Source organism: Coprothermobacter platensis DSM 11748 (assembly GCF_000378005.1).
GTDB classification, from domain to species: Bacteria; Coprothermobacterota; Coprothermobacteria; order Coprothermobacterales; family Coprothermobacteraceae; genus Coprothermobacter; species Coprothermobacter platensis.
The window spans coordinates 213,756-232,232 of record NZ_KB899040.1; the positions used below are offsets into that span (position 1 = coordinate 213,756).

Annotated in this window: 24 protein-coding genes; 16 read left to right on the forward strand and 8 right to left on the reverse strand. The window is 42.1% G+C overall.

All coding sequences use genetic code 11. The annotated features are described in order from the left end of the window. Positions 1–8: 8 nt before the first annotated feature. The gene (locus tag D890_RS0101140; RefSeq protein WP_156802637.1) at positions 9–1,118 is read right to left on the reverse strand and encodes a DUF401 family protein; all 1,110 of its coding nucleotides are present in this window, start codon (positions 1,116–1,118) and stop codon (positions 9–11) included. Between the two features lie 130 nt (positions 1,119–1,248). Beyond that, entirely contained in the window at positions 1,249–1,614 is a 366-nt protein-coding gene (locus D890_RS0101145; protein ID WP_018962698.1) for a hypothetical protein, read from the reverse strand. Positions 1,615–1,704: 90 nt separating this feature from the next. Between D890_RS0101145 and D890_RS0101150 the strand changes: the two genes are divergently transcribed. From D890_RS0101150 to D890_RS0101210, 13 genes are all read left to right on the forward strand, one after another. Further along, positions 1,705–2,319, forward strand: a complete 615-nt coding sequence (locus D890_RS0101150; RefSeq protein WP_018962699.1) for a phosphatase PAP2 family protein — start codon at positions 1,705–1,707, stop codon at positions 2,317–2,319. Beyond that, a complete protein-coding gene (gene def / locus D890_RS07475; RefSeq protein WP_018962700.1) occupies positions 2,319–2,834 on the forward strand; it encodes a peptide deformylase in 516 nt (171 codons plus the stop codon). Before D890_RS0101150 ends, def begins: the two co-directional genes overlap by 1 nt. Continuing rightward, positions 2,831–3,751, forward strand: a complete 921-nt coding sequence (locus D890_RS0101160) for a methionyl-tRNA formyltransferase (RefSeq protein ID WP_018962701.1) — start codon at positions 2,831–2,833, stop codon at positions 3,749–3,751. Before def ends, D890_RS0101160 begins: the two co-directional genes overlap by 4 nt. Continuing rightward, positions 3,744–4,376 (forward strand): hypothetical protein, encoded by a 633-nt coding sequence (locus D890_RS0101165; protein WP_018962702.1) that lies wholly within the window; start codon positions 3,744–3,746, stop codon positions 4,374–4,376. The genes D890_RS0101160 and D890_RS0101165 overlap by 8 nt, the downstream gene beginning before the upstream one ends. A 4-nt stretch (positions 4,377–4,380) precedes the next feature. Continuing rightward, positions 4,381–5,004, forward strand: coding sequence for a DUF6391 domain-containing protein (locus D890_RS0101170; RefSeq protein WP_018962703.1), 624 nt, complete (start codon positions 4,381–4,383; stop codon positions 5,002–5,004). Then, positions 4,989–5,657 (forward strand): PASTA domain-containing protein, encoded by a 669-nt coding sequence (locus tag D890_RS0101175; protein WP_018962704.1) that lies wholly within the window; start codon positions 4,989–4,991, stop codon positions 5,655–5,657. The genes D890_RS0101170 and D890_RS0101175 overlap by 16 nt, the downstream gene beginning before the upstream one ends. After that, positions 5,654–6,520, forward strand: a complete 867-nt coding sequence (rsgA, locus tag D890_RS0101180) for a ribosome small subunit-dependent GTPase A (protein ID WP_018962705.1) — start codon at positions 5,654–5,656, stop codon at positions 6,518–6,520. The genes D890_RS0101175 and rsgA overlap by 4 nt, the downstream gene beginning before the upstream one ends. After that, complete coding sequence (rpe, locus tag D890_RS0101185; RefSeq protein ID WP_018962706.1) at positions 6,517–7,170, forward strand: ribulose-phosphate 3-epimerase; 654 nt, start codon at positions 6,517–6,519, stop codon at positions 7,168–7,170. Before rsgA ends, rpe begins: the two co-directional genes overlap by 4 nt. A 68-nt stretch (positions 7,171–7,238) precedes the next feature. Then, complete coding sequence (locus D890_RS0101190; RefSeq protein ID WP_018962707.1) at positions 7,239–8,186, forward strand: slipin family protein; 948 nt, start codon at positions 7,239–7,241, stop codon at positions 8,184–8,186. Beyond that, positions 8,170–8,370: a hypothetical protein gene (locus D890_RS0101195; RefSeq protein ID WP_018962708.1), complete on the forward strand. Its 201-nt coding sequence runs from the start codon at positions 8,170–8,172 to the stop codon at positions 8,368–8,370. Before D890_RS0101190 ends, D890_RS0101195 begins: the two co-directional genes overlap by 17 nt. A 13-nt stretch (positions 8,371–8,383) precedes the next feature. Continuing rightward, the gene (locus tag D890_RS0101200; RefSeq protein ID WP_018962709.1) at positions 8,384–9,565 is read left to right on the forward strand and encodes an ABC transporter ATP-binding protein; all 1,182 of its coding nucleotides are present in this window, start codon (positions 8,384–8,386) and stop codon (positions 9,563–9,565) included. Positions 9,566–9,595: 30 nt separating this feature from the next. Then, complete coding sequence (locus tag D890_RS0101205; protein ID WP_018962710.1) at positions 9,596–10,972, forward strand: sigma-54-dependent transcriptional regulator; 1,377 nt, start codon at positions 9,596–9,598, stop codon at positions 10,970–10,972. Beyond that, complete coding sequence (locus tag D890_RS0101210; protein ID WP_018962711.1) at positions 10,956–12,161, forward strand: sugar transferase; 1,206 nt, start codon at positions 10,956–10,958, stop codon at positions 12,159–12,161. The genes D890_RS0101205 and D890_RS0101210 overlap by 17 nt, the downstream gene beginning before the upstream one ends. A 61-nt stretch (positions 12,162–12,222) precedes the next feature. Here the strand turns inward: D890_RS0101210 and D890_RS0101215 are convergent, their stop codons facing one another. From D890_RS0101215 to udk, 4 genes are all read right to left on the reverse strand, one after another. Continuing rightward, positions 12,223–12,486, reverse strand: a complete 264-nt coding sequence (locus tag D890_RS0101215) for an HU family DNA-binding protein (protein WP_018962712.1) — start codon at positions 12,484–12,486, stop codon at positions 12,223–12,225. 151 nt (positions 12,487–12,637) lie between these two features. After that, complete coding sequence (locus D890_RS0101220) at positions 12,638–13,606, reverse strand: 3'-5' exoribonuclease YhaM family protein (RefSeq protein ID WP_018962713.1); 969 nt, start codon at positions 13,604–13,606, stop codon at positions 12,638–12,640. Between the two features lies 1 nt (position 13,607). Next, entirely contained in the window at positions 13,608–14,159 is a 552-nt protein-coding gene (locus D890_RS0101225; RefSeq protein WP_018962714.1) for a class II aldolase/adducin family protein, read from the reverse strand. A 15-nt stretch (positions 14,160–14,174) separates the two neighbouring features. After that, positions 14,175–14,867, reverse strand: a complete 693-nt coding sequence (gene udk, locus D890_RS0101230; RefSeq protein ID WP_018962715.1) for a uridine kinase — start codon at positions 14,865–14,867, stop codon at positions 14,175–14,177. A gap of 64 nt (positions 14,868–14,931) precedes the next feature. On the opposite strand from udk, the gene D890_RS0101235 reads away from it, so the two are divergent. Beyond that, entirely contained in the window at positions 14,932–16,326 is a 1,395-nt protein-coding gene (locus D890_RS0101235; protein ID WP_040363515.1) for an aminopeptidase, read from the forward strand. 54 nt (positions 16,327–16,380) lie between these two features. Here the strand turns inward: D890_RS0101235 and D890_RS0101240 are convergent, their stop codons facing one another. Together D890_RS0101240 and D890_RS0101245 are read right to left on the reverse strand one after the other, a co-directional pair. Continuing rightward, a complete protein-coding gene (locus D890_RS0101240) occupies positions 16,381–16,815 on the reverse strand; it encodes a MarR family winged helix-turn-helix transcriptional regulator (RefSeq protein WP_018962717.1) in 435 nt (144 codons plus the stop codon). Positions 16,816–16,853: 38 nt separating this feature from the next. Then, positions 16,854–17,372, reverse strand: a complete 519-nt coding sequence (locus tag D890_RS0101245; RefSeq protein ID WP_040363516.1) for a nitroreductase family protein — start codon at positions 17,370–17,372, stop codon at positions 16,854–16,856. Positions 17,373–17,451: 79 nt separating this feature from the next. Here D890_RS0101245 and D890_RS0101250 point away from each other — a divergent pair, with 79 nt between their 5' ends. Together D890_RS0101250 and D890_RS0101255 are read left to right on the forward strand one after the other, a co-directional pair. Further along, positions 17,452–17,790 carry a hypothetical protein gene (locus D890_RS0101250; protein ID WP_018962719.1) on the forward strand — a complete coding sequence of 113 codons (339 nt, stop codon included), beginning with the start codon at positions 17,452–17,454 and terminating at the stop codon, positions 17,788–17,790. Positions 17,791–17,814: 24 nt separating this feature from the next. Next, on the forward strand, positions 17,815–18,471 hold the full coding sequence (locus tag D890_RS0101255; RefSeq protein ID WP_018962720.1) for a nitroreductase family protein: 657 nt from the start codon (positions 17,815–17,817) through the stop codon (positions 18,469–18,471). The last annotated feature ends 6 nt before the right edge of the window (positions 18,472–18,477 follow it).

Below are 18,477 nucleotides of genomic sequence, written 5' to 3' on the forward strand. Positions count from 1 at the left end.
ATTAGCATTCAGAACAATATAAAGATGATGGGAAATATGCTTACTACAGTAACTGCCATAATGAGTTTGTTGTATAGGGCTCCTGCTTTTGCTTGGAAGTAGTCTCTGGACAGAATTAGACATAAATGTGTTGGACTTGCCATGACGCCTGCAAAAGCAAAAACAAATGCTAAATTCAGCATGGCTACGCGATTGGAAGGTGTGGTTAGCCCCATGAGTAGAGGCAAAGCTGTACCTACTCCAGCTTGAGTAAGACCAGTTATTAATGATATGGCAAAGGGGAGAACAATAAAGAATATTATGTTAGGAAGGTGCATGGCTGCCAAACTGGATGCAACTGCTTTATCTCCGCCTGTAGCAGTGAGGACGGCAGCGAAGAAATAGACAGCCGGAATAACTGCTAACATTTTCCATTTTAATGCTTCCTTCGTAAGACTAATCATAGATGGTAGGTGCTTGTACTGACGCAGGTAAATGAACAGACATGCTAAAAGAATTGCTGTAGGAACGGTAAAATCAGATTTTATAAGAACCCCAGCGACGATTACAGCCAGTAATGGTCCCAAATCCAAAAGAATTTCTATCCAATTCGGTTTTTGAAATCTTATTGATGGCATAGAAAAACCAAATACTAATAACCAGCCAATGACAATCATGATTATGGGTATATACCAATTCAGTTGCGCCATGGAGCCAGGGCTAATCCCTATTAGCATTGCTGCCATGAGTGTACCAGGGTAAACAGGCAGTATGGGTTCCCATATATGCCTGAACCAAAAGTTTATAAAGGCTTTTTCTTGATCTGGTACATTGGAATGAGCAAGAGTTTCTGCCACCAATGGTGCAGAAAAACGTGCGCCTCCCGGTGATGGCAATAGACCCATTACCGCAGGCATAACAGCGCTTGTTAATCTATAATCTCCTAAAAGTTTTATGAAGTTTTGGGTGAGTCTTGTTAATGCACCACTTCTCCGCAAGAAGACTTCATATAGTGACATGAGATAGAGTGTGAGCAAGACGGCAATAGTTTTTTCTGCCAATAAACTTCCGAAGAATTGTTGCACAATTTGTGCAAAAGATAGGTGTCCCACAATTCCCAAAAAAACCGATGCAATCAAAAAAGCAGATACAAATCAAGTTTATCCAATAAAATTACGATGGCACCAAAAATGATCAGAAGCCACCATGTCAGATTCATCGTTCAATTATAAAATAATAATTACGTATTAACAAGAGCTTACCTAAATGTTAAGTATTAGGTGATCCAGGTGGCCTCTTAGATGTTTTGGTTTTTTCTATTTCTTCGAGGTGCAAACGCCTATTATAACAAGCGGTGGCAAAGCGTTCAAGAATGGCAGGGAAGTCGCTATCATCAAGAAGTTCCTTTAATTGCCCAGTTTTTAACTCTTGTGGTATTACATAGTAGGGTGGAGACGTAGGTTCGAATTTTATCTGCAGTGTAGGTTTTAACGTTATATCGGGCAATATCTTTTTCAAAAATTTTTGTGCTGTTTGGGAAAAAACATCTCCAACTTCTACCACTGTTTCTGTTTTTGCAAGTTTTTCTCTGAATTCAGCAGAAAGTTCTTTTTCGAACTGCACGTAGGACTTCATTTGATCACCCCTTTTGTGCATGATTAAACATATAATACCAAGAAATGGCCATGCTTATAAATCGTTTGGAATCGGGTAAAATAAAGACGGATGGAAGAAAGAACAAATCTAAGACAAACATTGGCTCAGACCATTTCTGATATTGGCAATCCTATGATCTGGGGGACGTTCTTGTTCGTTCTCCTTATGTGGGTAAAAGGGCTTGCTCTGGAACATATTCTTCTCGCTTTGGCGATATTTTTTGCCACTGTTGGTCTTGTTTCTGCTGTAACCTTTGCCATTGCTCGCAATCGGCAATTCATTCGGACAAAGGATTTGGTAGAGAGAGAGATTCGTTCACTGCCTTATGTCGCTTCTATGTTGGCTTATTTCTTGGCTGCGGCTATCTTTGGCAGACAAAACTGGGCGCCTAAATGGATCATTTTTATCACGTCGTCTATGGGTGTTGGTTTAGGCATATGTGGTGTAATAAATGCATTTTGGAAGATTTCTTTCCATACGTTTGCATCTTCCGCCATGGCAACGATGTTCTTCATGGTCAGTGCAAATTGGTGGAGTTTGATTTTCTTCGCGATTAGCTTAATCATAGGATGGTCTCGTGTAAAGATAAATGTTCACACACCTAAACAAGTAGGTGCGGGTTTCTTGCTTGGCATCGTGGTGCCGTTAATTACTAAGATGACATTTTTAGGAGGATATTTGTAGTGGAAATCAGAGTTATTCCTGATGAAATATTGCGTATGAAAACAAAGAAGATGAAGGATATCAGTGAGGCAGACAAGAAATTGTTTGAAGATATGTTCACACTGATGAAAGAAAATGAGGTCGAAGGAGTAGGTTTGGCAGCCCCTCAAGTCGGTGTGCCACGTCGTTTCGTCGTCATAGAGTTGGACGATTTTAGAGAAGTTTTGATCAATCCACAATGGGAGCCTATGGGGAAAGAAAAGGATGAAGATATAGAGGGTTGCTTATCAGTACCAGGCGTTTACGGACCCGTGGAGCGTTTCAAAAAAATAAGGGTATCGTTTACTGATGCGTTGGGAGAAAAGCGGACGCTGAAATTAGATGGGTTGTTAGCGCGTGTTGTCCAACATGAAACAGATCATCTGGATGGTATTCTTTTCATCGATAAAATAACCGATTGGGATAGAATAGAAGTGCTTCCACTGGCGCTTCGTTATCCTGGAGTAGTGGACCTTTTGAAGGAACACGAAAAATGAAAATTGCTTTTTTCTCTTCTGGTTCTTTTGGCCTCCCCATTTTGGAGCACCTTGTAAATGACGGCCATGATGTAACGTTGATCACGAAGAGTGATACTGTAGCTGGTAGAGGCTTGCATATCAAAGCTTGTCCACCTGCTTCTCTTGCTGAACAGCTCTGTGTACCAACGTACAAGGTAAATACGCTCAAAGGTGACTTTATCGAATGGTATAAAATGCAGGATTTCTACTTGTCTGTAGTTGTAGACTTCGGTTTCTTCATCCCAAAGAGCATTTTTTCTTTAGAGAGGCCAATCATGGTGAATATCCATCCTTCTCTTCTTCCTAAATATCGTGGTCCTAACCCCATTCGAAGAGCGCTCTGGAATGGTGACTCTGTGACTGGTGTTTCTTTGATAAAGGTTGCATCTAAGATGGATGAAGGTGACATCTACCTACAAGAACGCTTAAACATTGAACCTGAAGATGATTTCCTCTCTTTAACGAACAAACTGCAAAAATTATCTATGAAGCTTCTCGACCAGTTTATTAGCAAAATACAATTTGAGATCCCTTCTAGTGTGCCGCAAAGTGGTGAGGCTTCTTATGCCCCTAAATTTGACGCTGATGAAGAATGGATAAATTGGCACCGTTCTGCCTCGGCTATTTCAAATCAGGTAAGAGCTTTAGCTGATGTGGGTGCAAAGACTACTTATGATGGGAAGTTAATGAAGGTTTACCAAGCACGTGAAAATGCAGTGCCATTAGATAAAGTCCTTATCCCTGGGCACTTCCTTGTGTATGGCAAACAACTTTTTGTAGGCACTGGTAATGGTGTTCTTGAAATACTCTCTTTACAGTTAGAAGGTAGAAAAAAGCAGGAAACTTCATCATTTGTGGTAGGAATTAGACAAAAAGAAGGCGTTTTTGGTGATTAACCCGCTGGTTGTTCTTCCCCCCATATTATTGCTTGTATATTATCTGGGTATTGTGCTGTTTAACAGTGGTACATACAATAACCTATCGCGAAATGTGGTTCCCGTAAAGGAACGCCTCAGTGAGGTTTTTCCAAAACTTTTGCCTTGGGATTCTTTATTCCGTTTTAAAGTGAGACCAGACATCGTTTCACCTTATATGAACGTGGAAAATGATTTTGTCTATTTTCCAGAACGCATGCTCATGTACAACAATGCTTGGAATTTAAGTCTTATCGCAAGGAGCATAGGTGAGGCGTTGCAGGTTCGCAGCAGCTTTTGGCGTATTTATTACCGGATTAGACCGGTGTTACGATGGATTTTCCTCGTGGGCCTATTTGGAGCACTTATTTTTGGCTCAACGCGTGGGGCTTATTTCTTTGCAGTTTTTGGCCTCATCTTAGATTACGTTAGCTACAACCTTTCTACTGATGCTTTGAATAGAGCGCGTCTTGTACTGGTAAAATATTCACCAGAGGTGGCGGATGAGGTAAAACTGTTACCACCAAACTTTGTGTTCGAAGCGTTAGGGGAGCCTTACCGCGTGCTGAGATATATCGTTTTTCATTTGAGATGGAGGAATTTGTAGATTTATGATAGTAATTTATTTTTTATTATTAGTGTTTTTTCTATCATTTGTAGGATTCTTAATACTTCCCATTGGCTTTCTCGGTTTAGCTTTGACATCGCTTGTGGATGCTCCTATGCAACTTTACTATATGATTGCTCATCCTGAAGTAAGAAAAAACCATGCCTTAGAACATGCAACCATACATGTGCTGGAACAAGAGTTGCCTGTTAAACTATCGGGTATTAGTTACCCTAATGGATTCCTCGTTCAAGGTATAGGAGATCCATTCATCGTAGCTCAAGCTGCAGAAGTTGCTAAGCAAAGGCTTTTAAATGGAGAGCATAACTTGGCTGTACACCCACGCTGTGGTACAACATCTGTGGTTACCTCTTTAGTATTTGCCATATTGTTTATTGTTTTTTCAATTATTTTCGGTTTGTTTTCATGGATCAATTTAATTCTCTCGTTAATCTTAGCGAGTCTCCTTGGATCCGTCTTAAGCCCTATCGTGCAAAAGTACATTACTACTGATTGGCACGTGCAAGACATTGAACTACTGCAAGCAGAACCTATTATAAGAGGGTGGTCTTCTCAGGGAGTATTTGTGCACACCAAAAGGAGTGACGTAAAATGGTCCATAAGTTAACAGCAATTATATGCTTACTGTGTTTATTGATGGTTGTCCCCACATGGGCTGACAATGTCCAACGAGTACCGTCTGTGACAGGCTTAACGGTTAACCAAGCACTTGAGGAAATTGCTAAAGAAAAATATGCCGCTTCTGTGGAATATGAATATGCCACCGTTGCTCCGGGGGTTGTTATTGCTCAGACGCCTGATGGTGGTATATTGGCACCTTCTGGGCAAGAAGTCCGGCTCATTGTTTCAAAGGGGCTTAAATTGGTAGAATTGCCTAATTTGATAGGTTTATCTGGCGCAGATGCTATCGATAAGGTAAAGAGCTTGGGTCTTCGCATCGGTTCTATAACAGAGGTGCAAACAGGGGACCGGTTTGTTGTCAAAGACCAGGACCCTGCCGAAGGTTCTTTGACTGTAGAAGGAGATGTGGTCAACCTAACGGTGGGCATACCAAAACTGGTTCGTGTTCCAGCGCTTATCGGCCTGACATTAGAAAATGCACAAAACGCCATAACTTCAGCAGGACTGAAGGTGGGACAGATTACTCGAACCGCGACGTCTAATACTCAGGTTGAAATCGTGAAAGCGCAATCGCCACGGAGTGGTGTTTTTCGTTATGAGGGCACTGTTATTAATATAGAGGTGTGGTCGCCTAAATGATGGCTTTCTTTTTGGGCCGCGTACTTCGTAGGGAGCGCTATAACGTACTCCTTTCTTACGAAGGGAATACCTATACGGGGCTCGTAAAAAGAAAGGTCCTCAACGATGGTGGTATTTTTGTCAATGACCGTGTATGGTTTTTACCTGCCGATGGTAATACTGCTTCGGTTGAGCGTGTAGCTGGCAGGAAAAATGTTTTTTTGCGTCCTCCTGTGGCTAATATTGATTTGCTATTGTATGTTCATTCTTTCATCAGCCCAGCATGCGATATCAAGTATCTTGATCTTACTTTAGGTCTGGCGCGACAGAATAATGTGGATGCTGTTGTTTTATTTCATAAATCTGATCTTTACGCTGATGGTTTCCTGGAACCTTGGGAGCATTTATATCAACGTTTAGGCTATCGTGTTCTATCTACTTCAATCTATAAGGATCTATCGGAGTTAAAACGCATGATCCAAGGGAAAACAGTTCTTTTCACCGGGCAATCTGGAGTTGGCAAAAGTAGTTTAGTAAAGGCTCTTTGGGGTTACGAAAAGGCACGTGTTGCTGATGTGTCGCATGCTGGAAGGGGTAAACATACCACTACGTGGGTGGAACTTATGCACATGGATAATACGTGGTTTGTGGATGCTCCGGGTTTTGCTCTATTGGAGATGCCTGCCATGAGACCAAGGGATGTTCAACAGTTGTTCCCTGAAATAGAAGAAGCGTCTGCTGATTGCTATTATTCTGATTGCCTTCACCTTCATGAGCCACAATGTGCTGTAAAAAAGGCTGTGTCTTTAGGTCAAATATCACAATCTCGGTATGATTCGTATTGCTATTTTCTTACAAAACAGCAAGAGGAGGCAAAAAAATGAAAAAAATTATTCCGTCGCTTTTATCTGCGGATTTTTGGTGTCTCAAAGATCAGCTCTTGGAACTTAGGCAATTAGGGGTTGATACCTTACATGTGGATGTCATGGATGGGAATTTTGTTCCTAATATTTCTTTAGGTGTGCCGATAGTAGAAAGTTTAAGTAAGCATAGTGATTTTATACTCGATGTTCATTTAATGATTGCTAACCCTGAACAATATGTAATGGCCTTTAAAAAGGCGGGGGCCGACATTCTCACTGTTCATATAGAAGCTACCAACCACATTCACAGGTTAATGCAGCAAATAAGGGAAACCGGGTGCAAAGCTGGTGTAAGTTTGAATCCTGGAACGCCAGTGGAGTTTATAAAGCCTATTTTGCATTTGGCGGATGTGGTGTTGGTTATGAGTGTTAATCCTGGCTTCGGTGGCCAACAATTCTTGTCAGAAACGCTTGAAAAAATTGCTACGTTGCAAAACTGGAAACAAGCTTTTAATTATAACTATGTAGTGGAAGTAGATGGCGGAATTAACGTGGAAACAGCGAAAAGCGTTTTGGATGCGGGAGCCGAGTGGCTCGTTAGCGGAAGTGGCGTTTTTAAAGGTGATATCAGTCACAACATAGCTCAACTTAATGGAATTTTGCTAAAATAACATTAAGGAAGCCTCTGTTTTTAAAAGAGAGGGCCTTCTGGCTATAGAGCCAGGAAGGAGGCAACAGTATGCCAGAGGTGTTGATGGCGGGAACGATTAGTATATTTATATTGGTAATCGGTTTAATCTGGCTTCTTGTTTGGCTATTGCTTGCTTATATTTCCAAACAAAAGAGCACGCTTGGTGTTCTTGCTGCTTTTAGTGTAGTTTGGGCGGCATTGGGTTTTTGGCGGGCATTGAGATCAGACATGTTTAGTATGATCATCCTTTTTGTTGTACTCCTTATTACTTTGCCTTCTACGCTCAGAGTAGTTAACCAGTATCAGCGCGCAGTGTTGTTACGATTTGGAAGGCTAGCTTCTGTGTTGGAACCGGGGTTAAACGTTATTCTTCCCTGGGGCATCGATAGAACCATTTTTGTGGATATGCGTACTACTACCATTGATGTACCTAAACAAGACATAATAACGCGTGATAACGTTCCTGTATCCGTAGATGCGGTCGTCTATTTCAATGTTTTCGAGCCCAAGCTGGCTGTCTTGGAGGTTCAGGATTATCGTTCTGCCACAACGCTTTTAGCTCAAACCATGTTGAGGTCTGTACTTGGCTCTCATGAACTTGATGACATGCTTAGTCAACGCGAAAAACTGAATGAAGTTTTACAGGTCGATTTGGATAAGGCTACAGACCCTTGGGGGGTTCGTGTTACAGGAGTGGAGATTAAAGCTGTTGATTTGCCAGAGGATATGAAGCGTGCCATGGCAAAACAAGCAGAAGCGGAGCGTGAAAGACGAGCAAAGGTTATCGCTGCGGAAGGTGAGTATCAAGCATCTGAAAAACTCGCGCAAGCAGCAGAAGTCATCGGAGGTACCAGAGTCGGTGTTTTATTGAGAATGCTACAGACACTTTCCGAAATAGCGGTGGAAAAGAATAGTACGATCGTATTTCCTTTGCCCATGGAAATATTAAAATACTTCCAATCAAAAGGAGAGGAAGGCAATGAAACAAGTTCTTAAGGGAGTAATCGTTATTGGGTTGGTAATAGTCATTGTGTTCGGTGCCATTTATCTTATGGGCTACGGCAACAGTAGTGCAAATGTTACAACGCCGAGCCAGATGGATTGGGAACGCTATTTCCAGGATATTATGAAGCAGGTTACAGGTCCTGGAAAAGCAACGCCATATAGATACGCGCAGTAAGGAGGCAGCAAAAGTGGCAAGAGTGTATCTTGAACAAGTATGGAAGAAGTTTGGCAACGTAGAAGCTGTAAAAGATTTGACTTTAGAAGTGAACGACGGTGAATTTTTCGTATTACTTGGCCCCAGTGGATGTGGCAAAACAACCACGTTGAGAATGATTGCTGGTCTTGAAGATGTTACTAAAGGTACCATATTCATTGGCGACCGTGTTGTAAATGACGTGCATCCTAAGGACAGAGATATTGCCATGGTTTTCCAAAACTATGCCCTTTATCCACACATGTCTGTGTATGATAATATCAGCTTTGGGCTAAAACTACGTGGTTTGGCGAAGGATGATATAAAAGCGCGTGTAGATGAAGTAGCAAGCTGGCTGGGTTTATCAGAACTATTAAATCGCAGACCTAGAGAATTATCTGGTGGCCAACGTCAGCGTGTTGCTTTAGCCCGTGCTCTGGTGCGACAGCCGAAAGTATTCCTTATGGATGAACCACTGTCTAATTTGGATGCAAAATTGCGAACTCAGGCACGTGGTGAACTTCTGCGTTTGCATAAAGACTTTCCTACGACAACAATCTATGTTACCCATGATCAAGTAGAAGCAATGACACTGGGTGATCGTGTTGCGGTTATGATGGATGGCTCTCTGCAGCAGGTCGACAATCCGCAAATGCTCTATCTATATCCTTCTAACCAATTTGTCGCTGGTTTTGTTGGTACACCTCCGATGAATTTTGTCGAGGTATCCATATTAAATGAGAACGGTCAGGTATATTTGCAGCATGGTACAGTAAAGCTACCTGTCACAAATGATATGGCTGTAATGTTAAAAGAGTATTCCAAGGATAAGGCCATGTTGGGTATAAGACCTCAGGATGTGCATTTAGCTGATGAAACACGCGATATCGAAAATAACGACTGGATTCTGCACTGCGAGAGTGATGTGGCGGAGCGGTTGGGAACAGAAACGTATGTGCACTTTACTATTGACGATTTCGAACTTGTGGGAAGGGTTTCCGCTGTTAGAAGTGTAACTATGGGTGCGGCTTATGACGTTTATGTGGACCTATCGGGCGCTCACGTTTTTGACTCTCAAACGGGTGTCCGAGTGTGCAGCGGGACGTCTCCTGAGCGAATGGAATCACGATTAGGCTTGAAAGATACAACGCATGTTCAAGATTCTTCAGCGAATTAAGAGACAAGCATTGTTATAGTTGAGTTTGTCATGGAAAAAGGCGATAAAAAAACAAAACGCGTAAAATCGGCGGATGAAAAGCCACTTATTTTGGTCGCTGATGATGAACCTTCCATAAGAGAGTTAGTTCAAACCGTCTTAGAGCAGCAATCGCTGCGTGTAGTAACGGCTGCCGATGGGGAAAAGGCTTTAAGTATCTTGAACAGTCAATCAGTGGATTGTGCTGTGATTGATTTACGTATGCCAAAAGTTGACGGTCTTGGTGTTCTGGAACAATTGGTTCTTAAGAATGTTCCAACCATTGTCATCACTGCCTACGGCACCTCGGATGTAACCATAGAAGCCATGCGTAGAGGAGCCTATGATTTCATTACAAAGCCATTCGACATTGATGAATTGGCTGAAAAAGTAAAAAAGGCATTGGACTATTCACAAACCAGTGATGTACTTCCCATAAAGGCTACAGGAGAACCCTCTTCACTTATGGTAGGCATGTCTGCAGCTATGCAGGAAGTTTACAAACTCATAGGCCGAGTAGCGCCCACAGATGTTACCGTGCTCATTACGGGAGAGTCGGGAACTGGAAAAGAACTGGTAAGCAGAGCTATCCACTATAACTCCCCAAGGAATAAAGGACCATTTATTGTCGTTAATTGTGCTGCAATTCCTCAGGATTTGCTGGAAAGTGAGCTATTTGGTTATGAAAAAGGTGCTTTCACGGGAGCGGATGAAAGGAAAATTGGTAAATTTGAACTGGCCAATCATGGAACCATTCTGCTCGATGAAATAGGTGATATGACACCTATGTTGCAAGCGAAAATCTTGCGTGTTCTACAGGAGCATGTCATTGAACGGGTTGGAGGGACTAAGTCCATACCTGTTGACGTACGAGTACTCGCCGCTACGAACAAGGATTTATTAAGTATGGTAAAAACGGGCTTGTTCAGAGAAGATCTATACTTTAGACTTAACGTCGTGCAGATACAGCTTCCGCCTCTTCGAGAGCGTAAAGAGGATATCCCTTTGCTTGCTGACCATTTTATAAAGAAATATGCGGCCGAAACAGGAAAAGACGTTACTGGAGTAACGCCTGAAGTAATGGCAGCGCTTATGGCTTATGATTACCCCGGTAATGTAAGGGAATTAGAAAACGTTATTGCGCGCGCAGTCGCATTGTGTTCTGGTAAAGTGTTAACATCTGATTTACTTCCTTTGCATGTCCTGGAGCCTCAGCCAACGCTTCGCCCACTTAAAAGCACACTTTTAGAAGCTGAACGCAGGGCATTTAGACAAGCTGTGAGTTTAGTTGGCTTAGATGCTAAAAAGGTTGCCGATCTTCTGCAAATAGACGAAGCGCATGCTCAACAGCGCCTTAAGGAGTGGTTTTCCAATGTGGGCCCCAATTGATTTATTGGTATTTCTTGCTTCCTACGGGTTGGCGATTTTGACAAAGTTTGGTTATCCCGTACCTCCTTCTAACTTGGAATCCATTGTCATCGTATTGCCATGGGCAGCGGTTATTTTCCTGTTTCTCATGTATTACTTAGATGCTTATGCTACTTACACACGGTCTTTTGAAGATATAGCGTGGGCGACGGCCATATCCATCGCGGGGTCGAGTCTCGCAGCACTGGTGTTTTCTTTCTGGTTACGTGCCTTTGCTTTTCCGCGAAGCGTGGTGTTGTTTGCTCTTATCTATGAAACGATATTCTTTTTCCTTGTTACTTTTATAAAAGTCAGGCTCATACCTGAAGAACCTTTCTCCAGTGTTTTTGTTGAGGGCGTTAGTGAAAACGTGGCTGCTCTTCTTTCTTCACGTAAAGCAGACAGCGTAAAGGAAGCACAGGCAGTAGCTGTTGGGGGAGAGCAGATTGTAGAAAAGCTGAAAGAGGCTATACGTTATGGAAAGCCTGTCATCGTTGACCCCACCATAGAGCAAATGGCTCTCCTGAACGGCCTAATGGTTTCTTTTGATGACCACCCCTTTGTTTTGGTTCATTCATGGGTGTATGACCGCGTGCAAGTGGTAATGAAACGTGTATTTGACATTATCCTTGGATTATTGGGGAGCATCATCGTTATTTTGCTTTTGCCCTTTATTGGTTTGGCTATCTACATCAACAGTCCCGGACCCATTTTTTTTACACAAAAACGCCTTGGAAAAGGAGGCAAACCTTTTAGGGTAATAAAATTTCGTACAATGATTCCTGATGCCGAAAAATACACAGGGCCTGTTTTAGCAAGCGAAGATGACCCTCGTATCACCCGTGTGGGCAAGTTCTTGAGAAAAACGCGTTTAGACGAACTTCCACAGTTCTTTAACGTGATAATAGGCGATATGTCTATCGTGGGTCCTCGTCCCGAACGTCCTGAGTTTTATGAGAAAGCAGAAAATGAAATTGAGGATTTTCGTCTGCGGCTCATTGTAAAACCTGGTCTAACCGGCTATGCGCAGGTTTATGCCAGTTACAGCGTAGACTTTAGAGATAAGTTTTTCTTTGACTTGTTCTATATAACGAGTCCTAACGTGATTTCTACTGATATAAAAGTTTTATTGCTTACAGTAAAATCCGTTTTAAAAAGGGAAGGGACATAAACATAAAAAAAACAGGTGCCCTTTTTTGAGGGCACCTCTTAACATAAAATGTGTGATAAAACTAAGCGTGAAGCTCTTTTCCTGGCCTGAAGACGACAGTTTTCTTTGCTGGAATGTCGATTGGTTGACGCGTTTTTGGATTAACGCCTTTTCGTGCTTTTCTCTCGCGAAGAACAAACTTACCGAAGCCTACCAATACTACGGGCTCGCCACTCTTCACTGTCTCTGTTACGACATCCATAAAACCATTCAAGAACATTTCAGCATCTTTCTTTTTCAAACCTGTCCTCTCAGCCAGGGCATCTACTAATTCTGGTTTCGTCATATCATCCACCTCCTGATTTTTAGAGGGTTATGCACGACACCCTCTAAAGCTATTATATAACACTGTTTCCTGCATAGTCAATACATTTGGTAAATCCAACAGTATGAAATGGCAGTGGATAACTTAGTGAAACACAAGGTTCATCGCAAAACTAATCCAAATCCTCGTCTAATACAAAGATAGAGACGTCTAATGGTTCACTGTAGCGAGACCACTTTAGCCCCTTCGCCTTTGTATCGCGGTATATTTCTTGGGCATGGTCTAAATATGCATCTGTTCTATCTGCCATGGATACCAGTAAGGCTTCCAGCGTTTTGGGCTTTACAGGAGAGCCCCATTCTTTCTCTCCGTGATGGCTGAGTACTATGTGGAGTAAAGCTTGTTTAAGACCTTCATCTATGCCCAGTTCATCAGCAAACTGTGATAGCATGAGCGTACCATGAACCACATGACCCAGTAGCTTGCCGTTGTCAGTGTAGTCGCCACCGGGTATGCTCATTTCTTCTACTTTGCCGATGTCATGAAGTAGAGCACCCGTTACGGCCAGATCGCGATTTACCTCTGGGTAAAAAGAAGACAACTTGTCTACGATTTGTGCTACATGAACAGAATGCTCCAGAAGTCCTCCCACACGAGCGTGGTGTATACTCTTTGCTGCCGGTTTCTTAATAAATTCTGTCCATATTTTTTCAAGAAGGACGTACTCCAGAAGAAGTTTCATTTCTGCACTTTGCACACTGTCCACTAAGCTTCTGAGTTCCTCTTTGAGTTCTTCAGGATTACTTACGCTTGGATATAGGAGAGCCATTGTGGATTCATCTATTTCCGATAAATCCACCTTTTCTATTCCAGATAAGTAAATGGTTACATCTGAGTTGAATTCACCTACATTGCCGCTGCAACATACTACTTGACCGTTTTCTACACTGATCATCTGCCCGTCATTAAGTTCCATAAAACCCTTTACTGTTCCTTTCATGTCGGACAGTACTACGTTTACAAAATGAGAACCATCTTTCTTCTTGGAGCCATAACTCTTCTGTTGTAGTACAAATAAATCTCTTATGCTGGTCATTCCAGGTTGCAATTCCGTTGAGAAAATACGTTTCGTGTAATGCATACTAATGGCTCACTACAGTCTTGTATGTTACTCTGTCTGCCAGTTCCTCAAGTTGCTGTAATCTAAAAAATACTTCCCATAAACTTTCACCAGCCATTAGTAAACCGAAACCTGTAGTTACTAATGCTACTCCCACATCAAAGATATCTTTTATCTGTTCCATCATCTCATGGCGATCCACGGGGTTGGAATTGATTACTTGCAGCCCTTGAAACAGCATTTCTGGTTCGACGTTTTCAGCCATGGGAACTCGTCCTAATGCTAAATTGACCAAACTTACCGGGTAAGAATGTATGAGTGCATTGACATTGGTCCACTGTCTGTATATATCCAAATGAACGAGTATCTCTTCTGTGGGATTTCCTCTTACCACCGCTCCGTTGGGTTCTATTTCCACTAAGTCTTCATCTTTTATGAACGGGTCTTTCTTTCCTACTATCGCCAAGATGTTTCCATTGTCCAGCTTTACCGACACTGTAGTATGTCCATCGCTACCCAATATGCTTGTGTTAATGGCTCTTACTACAGTTTCCAGTTCTTCTTCCGTTTCCATCTTTACATCCTTCCTTTATGGTATTTCGTTTTTGTAATCGTCGTTTGTTTCACTTTTATACAGTTCATGTAGAAGTACCTGTATGCGGGCTTCTATAATATCCATGGCAACCATGTTTTTGCCACCTTCTGGCACGATGATGTCCGCAAAACGCTTAGTAGGCTCTACAAATTGTATGTGCATGGGCCGAACGGTGTCCAAATATTGATTTATTACAGAGTCCAACGTTCGACCACGTTTCTCTACATCACGTCTCAGCCTTCTTAGTATTCTTACATCTGCATCAGTGTCTACGTAAATCTTTATATCAAACAAATTCCTTATGCGCTCATCATAAAAAAGAAGTATACCTTCAACAATGATCACCGGTCTCGGATAAACCAGTTCGTAGTTTCCGGTCCTACCATAAAGCTCAAAAGAATATTCTGGGACTTTTATTGGTTGACCGTCTATGAGCGCTTTTAAATGCTCATAAAGTAAATCGAAATCGAAAGCGTTTGGATGGTCATAGTTGAGTTTACGTCGCTCTTCTAAAGGTAAATCAGGAAAATCTTTATAATAAGAATCCATAGAGAGCATACTTACTTGGTCGTTGGGGACCATGTCTCTTAATGTTCTAGCAACAGTGGTTTTCCCGGAACCTGTTCCTCCAGCTATGCCCAGTAGAAGGTACTTCTTTCGCACATTACAAATTATAGCAAAATCCATGAAGCTTTTTAGGTGCTATAAAATGTTAAACTATTGATAAAAAGGAGGCGGATATCCGTTGAGTATGGAAGATCTTATGCTAAATTGGAAAAACGGCCATTTAAGGGTCGATGAAACAACATCCCAGCAGATAGATGCATTTGCTAAGGATTACATGCGTTTCATGGTTGCGGCCAAGACGGAGCGGGAGAGTATAACGGAATCATTACGTATTGCGAAGGAAAATGGTTTTGTTGACATTGAAGAGATTAAAGAGTGGAAACCTGGGCAAAAAGTATACTACGTGAATCGTAAGAAGAGCGCAGTTTTTGCCATCCTTGGCCAGCGTCCTGCACTGGATGGCGTAAACATGGTAGCAGCTCACGCTGATGCTCCCAGGCTAGATCTTAAACCACGACCACTCAAGGAAGATGAGCAAATTGCAATATTGGAAACACATTATTACGGTGGCATAAAGAATTTTCATTGGGTTTCTACGCCACTTAGTCTTCACGGTGTTGTGGTAAAAAGTGATGGAACCGTTGTGCAGGTCAGTATTGGAGAAAAAGACGATGATCCCGTGCTTGTCATACCGGACATTTTGCCGCATTTAGGCAGAAAGATTCAAATGTCCAAGACCATGGATGAAGCTATACCCGGTGAATCACTGGATGTTGTCATCGGTTCCTTACCTATGAAAGGTGAAGAAAAAGAACCAGTAAAGAAGTACATTCTGCAATTGCTAAACGACACTTATGGTATTACTGAAGCAGATCTGCTATCGGCAGAGCTGGAGGTTGTCCCTGCATTGAAGCCTAAGGAAGTCGGTTTAGATAGGGCCCTTATTGGCGCTTATGCTCAGGATGATCGTGTTTGTGGTTACACAGCATTCCGCGCATTACTGGATATGACCTTTGTTCCAGAGAAGACTGCCATGGTCATTTTTGCTGACAAAGAAGAAGTAGGTTCCATGGGCAATACCGGTATGCAATCTGCATTTATCGATAATTTCTTCTCGAAACTCATCGCTTTGAGCAAACCATCATTTACTCCCTTGGACCTTTTTGAAGCATGGAATAAAACCAAGGTCCTGTCTGCCGATGTCACCGCGGCCGTCGATCCTATTTGGAAGAGTGTTCATGAAATGCAAAATGCGGCGCGCGTCCACTATGGCCCTGTTTTGACTAAGTACACTGGCAGTAGGGGTAAAGGTGGCGCGAATGACGCTCATGCGGAGTTCCTTGCTCAGGTGCGTGATGCCTTCGACAAAGAAAATGTCGTTTGGCAGATGGCTGAACTCGGAAAAGTAGATGAGGGCGGCGGCGGAACGGTAGCGTTGTTTATGGCTAATAGGGGTGCAGATGTCGTGGATATAGGTGTAGCTCTATGGGGCATGCATTCTCCATTTGAGATATCCAGCAAATTGGATGTTTACTATGCTTATAAGGCTGACGAAGCATTCTTCAAGCATGTGAAATAATAACTTAAGAAACACATTCATATAAAAAGCGCCCTTTTTTAGGGCGCTTTTTATTTAAAAATCTATGGTTTCACGCAGTGTTTTAACTGCGCTCGCTATATCTTTTTTTTGCCTTTCGTTGAACTTGCTTAAATAATCTTCTAAAGTGGCAAGGAAATGTTCTTTTACATCTTTTAGAGCTTTTTTGCCGGATTCGGTTATCTCTACCAGTACCAGCCTTCTGTCTCTATCTTCATCACGGAATCTGCGCACGAAACCTTTCTCAACTAATTTATCCATGTGAGGCGTAAGGCCACCCATTGTAACGACCAAAGCATCTGCTAATTCTGACATTTTACATGGGCCAATTTTTTGCAGTTCGTTCAAAATCTTTAGTTCACTCAGCCCCACTTGAAAATCTTGTTCCTGTGAGCATGCGTAAAAAAGTTTTTTGAACCGCCTCGGCAGTTGCATATAAAGATCAAACAAATTCTCAGCTAATTGCTCCATATACCTTAATTATATGCCCTTTCCAGTAATTATATTTTTTAAAGGACTATGACTCCTTCATCGAAACACTTTCTTGCAGGTGCAGGTGGAACTTCCAAAGGATAGCCCATGGCAACAACTACCACAGGCAAGAAACGTTTATCTATTCTTAAAGCATGTCTTACTTGTTCCTCATCAAAATTACCAACCCAGCAGGTGCCTATACCTTCTTGCCATGCTGCTAAGATGATATTCTCCATAGCTGCACTGACATCACAGATACCGTAAAGTGTTGTTCCTCTCTTCCCATAATAGCTTCTCATACTTTCTACATCAGTGCACCCAACGAGTACCAAAGGAGCCTGAGCTACATGGTCCTGACCAAAGCATGCATCGGATAGGTCTCGTTTCATCTGCTCCTTTGTAACCACAAATATGGTCCGCGCTTGCAAGTTTCCTGCAGATGGGGCCCATAAACCTGCTTCCAAAATACGCTTGATTACACTTTCATCGATAGGATCCGGTTTGAAATTTCTTATACTTCGTCGCTGTTTGATTAGTTCATATATGTCATCCATATAAATGAATTTTAGCACGATCCGTGCATGTATAGTAAATTCATTCTGTGGTTATTAAATTGTACAGGAGGTGAGTTTTGTGGAAAAGAAAAAAGTTTTGTTCATCATTTCATCAGGAGACAAGCAGGTCATTCTGCCAGCGCTTAACCTGGCTATGAATTCAAAAAAAGGTGGATTATATGATGATGTAAAAGTACACTTCTTTGGTATAAGTGAAAAAGTTGCGGCTGAAGATGAAGAAATTCAACAGAAAATCGCAGATCTTATAAAAGAGGGTATCAACCCCATGGCTTGTGTAAATCTCAGTAAGAAGTTTGATGTTTCTGTAAAATTGGATAGCATGGGTTTCGATCAAGTTCCTATCGGGCCTGAAATAGCTAAGTTAATCAATGATGGTTATGTCCCCATGGTCTTTTAAGTAAAAGGGCAGGTATTAACACGCATGATTGATATTGACGAGCTGGAGCAATTAGTTAAAACGCGCAGATCTATAAGGCAGTGGCAAGAAAAGGATGTGCCAGAGGAAGTGTTGAAGAAGGCACTGGAAATTGCCGTCAACGCTCCCAGTGGCATGAATTACCAAGGCTGGAAATTCATTGTTGTGAAGAACAAAGAGAAAATTGAAGAGATCGCGGATAGTGTTAAGAATAGAATTAGGATGTTTGCGCAATGGCCTGAAGCAGCTAAATACATAGATGACCCAGAAAAGATGGTTGAAAATGCAGGCTTTTTTAAAAAAGCCCCCGTACTCATCGCTGTATATTCGCAGATATATCCTTCTGGCCGCGATGGTGTCTATCTGGAGCGTATGAGCCATGATGAAGAAGCGAAAAAGATGAAATCATGGTTAGATTTAGCTAACCCAAGGATTCAATCGGCTGCTTCAGCTATCGCTTATCTATTGTTAGGTTTGCATGCTCAGGGGCTAGGCAGTGTTTGGATGACTGGCCCTATGCAGGCGAAGGGCGACATAGAACACATTTTGGGTGAATTTGAAGGTTATGATTTGGTTGCCCTTATAGCCACAGGTTATCCAGCAGAAACGCCTAAAGAAAAGAAGATGAGGCCCTTTGATGAACTGGTTCAGTTTGTTGAATAACGTTAG